At 72.9% G+C, this 6,462-nt stretch carries 7 protein-coding genes; all 7 read left to right on the top strand.

What is annotated here, in order from left to right; translation table 11 throughout:
• Positions 1–105: 105 nt before the first annotated feature.
• Positions 106–402, top strand: coding sequence for a DUF503 domain-containing protein (locus LNK82_RS30285; protein WP_230570286.1), 297 nt, complete (start codon positions 106–108; stop codon positions 400–402).
• 49 nt (positions 403–451) lie between these two features.
• A complete protein-coding gene (gene rbfA / locus LNK82_RS30280; protein WP_123746043.1) occupies positions 452–901 on the top strand; it encodes a 30S ribosome-binding factor RbfA in 450 nt (149 codons plus the stop codon).
• A gap of 97 nt (positions 902–998) precedes the next feature.
• Positions 999–1,994: a DHH family phosphoesterase gene (locus tag LNK82_RS30275; protein ID WP_372470691.1), complete on the top strand. Its 996-nt coding sequence runs from the start codon at positions 999–1,001 to the stop codon at positions 1,992–1,994.
• A gap of 121 nt (positions 1,995–2,115) precedes the next feature.
• Positions 2,116–3,414 carry an MATE family efflux transporter gene (locus LNK82_RS30270; protein ID WP_230570284.1) on the top strand — a complete coding sequence of 433 codons (1,299 nt, stop codon included), beginning with the start codon at positions 2,116–2,118 and terminating at the stop codon, positions 3,412–3,414.
• Positions 3,415–3,515: 101 nt separating this feature from the next.
• Positions 3,516–4,865, top strand: coding sequence for an MFS transporter (locus tag LNK82_RS30265; protein WP_230570283.1), 1,350 nt, complete (start codon positions 3,516–3,518; stop codon positions 4,863–4,865).
• Positions 4,866–4,876: 11 nt separating this feature from the next.
• Positions 4,877–5,794, top strand: coding sequence for a tRNA pseudouridine(55) synthase TruB (truB, locus tag LNK82_RS30260; RefSeq protein ID WP_308257324.1), 918 nt, complete (start codon positions 4,877–4,879; stop codon positions 5,792–5,794).
• Between the two features lie 17 nt (positions 5,795–5,811).
• Complete coding sequence (locus tag LNK82_RS30255) at positions 5,812–6,225, top strand: hypothetical protein (RefSeq protein ID WP_230570281.1); 414 nt, start codon at positions 5,812–5,814, stop codon at positions 6,223–6,225.
• Positions 6,226–6,462: the final 237 nt, after the last annotated feature.

Below are 6,462 nucleotides of genomic sequence, written 5' to 3'. Positions count from 1 at the left end.
GGGCGCCGCCCGGGCCCCCCCCCCCCCCCACCCCCCCCCCCCGCGGGGGGGGGGCCCCCCCCCCCCCCCCCCCCCCCACCTCTGGACACCCCTTGGTGATCATCTGTGTTCGTCGGTGCCCTTGAGTTGGACGTGCTGCTCGGCGACGTGCACTCGTTGAAGCAGAAGCGGTCCGTGGTGAAGCCCGTCGTGGCCGAGCTGCGCCGCAGGTTCGAGGTGTCGGTCGCCGAGGCCGGCCACTTGGACCTGCACCGCCGAGCCCTGATCGGAGTGGCGGCCGTCGCCGCCGACGCCGAGCATGTGAGGGACGTGATGGCCGCCTGCGAGCGGCTGGTGGCCGGACGGCCCGAACTGGAACTTCTCTCCGCCCGCCACAGGTTGGTCGGGCCGGAGGACGACTAGCAAGCGTCGCCGGGCAGGCGACGAATCGCAACGACAGGAGGGGAGCGCCGTGGCCGACCAGGCACGGGCTCGCAAGCTGGCCAAGCGGATCTCGCAGATCGTGGCTTCCGCGTTGGAGCACGAGGTGAAGGACCCGCGGCTGGCTCGCGTCACCATCACGGACACGAGGGTGACCGGCGACCTGCACGACGCGACGATCTACTACACGGTGCTCGGCGAGAAGCTGGACTCCGAGCCGGACCTCGCGGGCGCCGCTGCGGCGCTGGAGAAGGCCAAGGGCGTGCTGCGCACCATGGTCGGCCAGCAGACCGGTGTCCGGTTCACGCCGACCCTGTCGTTCGTCACCGACAACGTGCCCGCCGAGGCGCGTCGGATGGACGAACTGCTGGCCAAGGCGCGGGAGCTGGATGCCGAGGTGGCGCGCATCGCGCACGGCGCGGAGCCGGCGGGCGAGCCCGACCCGTACAAGCCGCCGCGCGAGGCCGAGGACGCCGACTAGCGTTCTCGCCGTGCACAACGATCCGAGCTTGAACGACCCGAGCGCGCCTCACGACCCGAGCGCGTCCGATGGTGTCCGCGTGTCCGACGGCCTCCGCGTGTCCGGCGACTTGAGCGCGGACCTCGCGGAGGCCGCTCGCATCCTGTCCACCGCCACCGACGTGACGCTGCTGGCGCACGTGAACCCCGACGCGGACGCGTTGGGCAGCGCGCTGGCGCTGGGGTTGGTCCTGCACCGCCGGGGCGCGGTGGTCCGGGTGTCGTTCGGCGCGCCGGCCGAGGTGCCGGAGACGTTGCGGGACCTGGACGTGGCAGGGCTGCTGGTGCCCGCGTCCGCGGTGCCCGCCGCGCCGCCGGTGCTGGTCGCGTTGGACACGGGCAGTGTCGGGCGGCTCGGTCCGTTGGCCGATCGGGTGTCCACCGCCGGTGTGGTGGTGGTGTTGGACCACCACGTGTCGAACCCGGGGTTCGGGCACGTGAACGTGGTGGACGACCGGGCCGAGGCGACCGCGCTCGTGGTGCTGCGGTTGCTGGACGTGCTGGGCGTCGAGCTGGACGAGCCGGTGGCCCGGTGCGTGTACGCGGGATTGGTGACGGACACGCGGTCGTTCCGGCACGCGTCGGCGACGACGCACGAGGTGGCCGCGCGGCTGCTCGCGGCCGGTGTGGACGCCGAGGCCGTGGCCCGGCCGTTGATGGACTCTCACCCGTTCGGGTACCTGGGCATGTTGGCGAAGGTGCTGGGTCGGGCGCGCCTGGAGCGTGACGCGGCGGGTGGGCTGGGGTTCGTGCACGCCGTCGTGACGTTGGAGGACGCCGCCGGGCTGCGGCCCGAGGAGGTCGAGAGCGTGGTCGACCTGGTGCGGACCACGGCCGAGGCCGAGGTGGCGGCGGTGCTCAAGGAGCTGCGGCCGTCGTCGTGGTCGGTGTCGTTGCGCGCGGTGAGCGCGGTGGACGTGCGCGAGGTGGCGCAGCTGCTCGGCGGCGGTGGCCACCGGCTGGCCGCGGGCTTCACCGCCTCCGGCGAGGCCGACGAGGTGCTGGCGAGCCTGCGTGCCGCCCTGGAGACCGTGACCGCGCCGTCCGAGCGTTGAACTCGGGTGTTCCCGACGTAGGACTCACGCGTTCTGAACGTAGGACTCACGCGTGCTGGACGTAGGACTCACGCGAGAGTCCTACGTTCGGGGCGCGTGTGTCGGGCATCGAGGGGATCTTGTGGAGGAGCGGGTTCCGGCGCGGAGGGTGGTCGGGTTGGCCGCGCCCGCGCTGGTGGTGCTGGCGGCCGAGCCGCTGTACGTGCTGGTGGACACGGCGGTCGTCGGGCACCTCGGCGCGCTGCCGCTGGCGGGCCTCGCGGTGGGCGGCGTGCTGTTCACGCAGGTCGCCACCCAGTTGACGTTCCTCTCCTACGGCACGACGGCGCGCACGGCACGGCTGTTCGGCGCGGGCCGGCGGCGTGAGGCGGTCGAGGAGGGCGTGCAGGCGACGTGGCTGGCGCTGGCCGTCGGCGCGCTGGTGATCGTGCTCGGGCAGCTGCTGGCCGGTCCCGCCGCACGGCTGCTCGGCGGTGGCGGCGAGGTGGCCGACAACGCCGTCGCGTGGCTGCGGATCGCGTTGTTCGGCGCCCCGTTCGTGCTGGTCACGATGGCCGGCAACGGCTGGATGCGCGGCGTGCAGGACACCCGCCGCCCGCTGCGGTACGTGCTCGTCGGCAACGCCATCTCAGCGGTGTTGTGCCCGGTCCTGGTGCACGGCGCGCACTGGGGTTTGGAGGGCTCGGCGGTCGCGAACGTGATCGCCCAGGTGCTCTCGGCCGGGCTGTTCCTCAAGGCGTTGCGCTCGGAACGGGTGAGCCTGCGGCCCGACCGCCACCGCATGCGGGCCCAGCTGGGCCTCGGCCGGGACCTCGTCCTGCGCAGCCTCGCCTTCCAGGCGTGCTTCCTGTCCGCCGCGTCGGTCGCCGCGCGCACGTCGGTCGGCGCGGTCGGGGCGCACCAGGTCGTGCTGCAGCTGTGGACGTTCCTCGCGCTCGTGCTGGACTCGTTGGCGATCGCCGCCCAGTCGATCATCGGCGCGGCGCTCGGCGCGGCACGCCGTGAACAGGCACGTCGGTTCGCCTGGCAGGTGACGGGGTACGGGCTGTGGTTCGGCGTGCTGCTCGGCGTCGCGTTCGCGGCGCTGTCCGGCCCGCTGCCGACGGTGTTCACCAGTGACCGGGCCGTGCTGGACGAGATACCGCACGCCTGGTGGTTCTTCGTGGGCCTGCAGCCGATCGCGGGCGTGGTGTTCGCGCTGGACGGCGTGCTGCTCGGCGCGGGCGACGCGGCGTTCCTGCGCACCGCGACGCTGGCCTCGGCGGCGCTCGGCTTCCTGCCGCTGGTGTGGGCGTCCTACGCGTTCGGCTGGGGGCTGGTCGGGATCTGGAGCGGCCTGTCGGCGTTCATGGTGCTGCGGCTCGTGCTGGTGCTGTGGCGGACCCGATCGGGGGAGTGGGCTCGCGTAGGCGTGGTGTGACCAGGCGTGATGTGGTGCTCGGCACTCTCCGGAATCGTTAACAACAGGCAACTGTTTCTCGATACTGGGAGTGCTGCCGCAGGAAGCCTAGGAGATCCACCTTGCCGGTCGATCGTGCCACGAAACAAGCGTGGCTGATCTGGTCAACCGCCGTCCTCGTCTACATCGCCGCCCTGTTCCACCGGACCTCGCTCGGCGTGGCCGGCCTGGAGGCGAGCGACCGCTTCTCCGTCGGACCCGCCGCGCTCGGCACGTTCACCGTGCTGCAGATCGGCCTCTACGCGCTGATGCAGATCCCCACCGGCCTGCTGGTGGACCGCTTCGGCCCGCGCCGCGTGCTCACCGCCGCCGCCCTGCTCATGGGCGTCGGCCAGACCCTGTTCGCGCTCGCCGAGTCCTACCCGCTCGGCCTGGCCGCACGCGCGGTGCTCGGCGTCGGCGACGCCATGACGTGGGTCAGCGTGCTGCGCCTGGCCGCCGCGCACTTCCCGCCCCGCCGGTTCACCGTGGTCATGACGCTGTCCGCCGCGCTGGGCGGCGCGGGCAACCTGGTCGCGACCGTGCCGCTGACGTTGCTGCTGGACAACGCGGGCTGGACGGTGACGTTCCTGGTCGCGGGCCTCGCCACGGCGGCGTACGCGGCGGTGGTCGCGTGGCGCGTGCGCGAGGTGCCCGACGGCGTGCCGCAGCCCGTGGTCGAGCCGGTGCCGCTGCGTGCGGTGGGTGCGAAGGTGAAGGACGCGTGGCGCGAGCCGAGTACCCGCCTGGGGTTCTGGGTGCACTTCACGTCGATGTCCGCGCCCGCCGTGCTCGGCCTGCTGTGGGGCTTCCCGTACCTGGTCGAGGCGCAGGGCCTGTCGCGGCCGTCGGCGTCGGCGGTGCTGAGCACGCTGGTGCTGGTGGCGATCGTGACCGGGCCGGTGATGGGCACGGTGATCGGCAACCGGCCGGAGTGGCGGATGCCGATCGTCGGCGCCTACCTGGCCGCGGCCGTGCTGTCCTGGGCGGTGCTGCTCGGCTGGCCGGGCGGTGTGCTGCCGACGCCCGCGCTGTACGTGGTGTTCGCGGTGCTGGCGCTGGGCAGCCCGGCCTCCGGCGTGGCGTTCGCGCTGGTGCGCGACTACAACCCGCTGCACCGGGTGAGCACGGCGACCGGCGTGGCCAACGTCGGCGGGTTCGCCGCGATCACGTTCACCGCCCTGGCCGTCGGCGTGCTGCTGGACGTGACCGAGCCGGTGCTCCCGGCGCCGCAGGCGTACCGGATCGCGTTCCTGTCCGTGGTGGCGGTGTTGCTGACGGGCCTGTGGCGCACGGTGGTGTGGTGGCGTCGGGCGCGCGCCGCGGTGTTCGCCGCCGAGGACCGGGGCGAGTCGGTGCCCGTGCAGTTGCGCCGCCGCCGGTGGGACGTGATCGCGGGCGCGGTCGACAAGCGCGCTCTGGTCGAGGCCTAGGATCGTCGTCCGTGTCCGCATCTTCTCGTGTTCGTCCCTCTGGGCCACCCGTCCCGCCCGGCCTCGTCGTGATCGACAAGCCCGACGGCATGACCTCACACGACGTGGTGGCCAAGGTCCGCCGCATCCTCGGCACCCGCAAGGTCGGGCACGCGGGCACGCTCGACCCGATGGCGACCGGCGTGCTCGTGCTCGGCATCGAGCGGGCCACCAAGCTGCTCGGCCACCTCGCGCTGGACAGCAAGGCGTACCTGTCGACGATCCGCCTCGGCTCGTCCACCACGACCGACGACGCCGAGGGCGAGGTGCTGTCCACGGCCGACGCGTCCGAAGTGGACGAGGACGCGATCCGGGCCGGTGTGGCGAAGTTGACCGGCGCGATCGAGCAGGTGCCCAGCGCGGTGAGCGCGGTGAAGATCGACGGCAAGCGCGCCTACGCGCGGGTCCGGGCCGGCGAGGTGGTGGAGATCCCGGCGCGCCCGGTGACGGTGCACCGCTTCGACGTGCTGTCGGTCCGCCGCGAGGGCGAGGGCGTCACCGAGCTCGACGTGATGGTGGAGTGCTCGTCCGGGACCTACGTGCGCGCGCTGGCCCGCGACCTCGGCGCGGACCTGGGCGTCGGCGGCCACCTCGCGGCCCTGCGCCGCACCCGCGTCGGCCCGTTCGACCTGCGCGTGGCCAAGACGCTGGAGCAGCTCGAGAGCGCGCCGGGCCTGTCCCTGGACCTGGACGCGGCCGTGTCCACCGCGTTCCCCCGCCGCGAGATCGCGCCACGCGAGGCGGTCGCCCTCTCGCACGGCCAACGGCTGGCCGCGGGCGGGCTGGACGGCACGTACGGCGTATTCGGACCGGACGGCCACGTCGTGGCGCTGGCGAAGGACGAGGGTCCGATCGCCAAGCCGTTGGTGGTACTCACCCCGAGCGGATAGGGCCTACCGTGGACGCCATGTCGAGATGGGTGTGGCCGGCCGCGGCCGGTGTGGTGACGTCGGCCACGGGGGTGGCGATCAACCTCGCCACCGACGGCCGCGCGAACCCGTGGGCGTGGGTGACGGTCGTGCTGCTCACCGCGTTGGGCGTGGTCATCGCCCTGCGCGTGCAAGCTCCGGCCCCACCGCCGACCGAACCGGCCGAGCGGTCCGAACCGACCGGACCGGCCGCCGCCGAGCCGCAGCCACCGCCGCAGCCGCCCACCGCGAACGTGCACAACAGCATCAGCGGCACCGTGCACGGCGCCGTGGTGCAGGGCGGCAACCTCGGTCCGGTCACCGTCAACTCGCCGACCACGATCAACCAGACCGCGGTCGCGCGCGACGGCGGCACCGTCCACCAGGCCGGTCGCGACATCCGTCACGACTAGGGCCTGTTTCACAAGTCCGTGTTCGCGATAGTCGGGCCTGAGGCGGCCCCCGGGGGCACGGCCGGACGGGACACATACAACAGCGGTATGCGGCCCGTCCGGCCGCACCGCCAGGAACCACCTCAGGCGCGACTCTCATCGAACGAGACTTGTGAAACAGGCCCTAGCTTGAGTTTTAACCTTCGAGCGGTGGTCGCCTACCCCTGTTGATCATGGGTGCAGCCCTTGGTCGATCAT

Origin of the sequence: Saccharothrix luteola (assembly GCF_020859565.1) — a bacterium.
Classification (GTDB): Bacteria; Actinomycetota; Actinomycetes; order Mycobacteriales; family Pseudonocardiaceae; genus Actinosynnema; species Actinosynnema luteola.
This window is presented reverse-complemented; position numbering and strand designations above follow the sequence as displayed.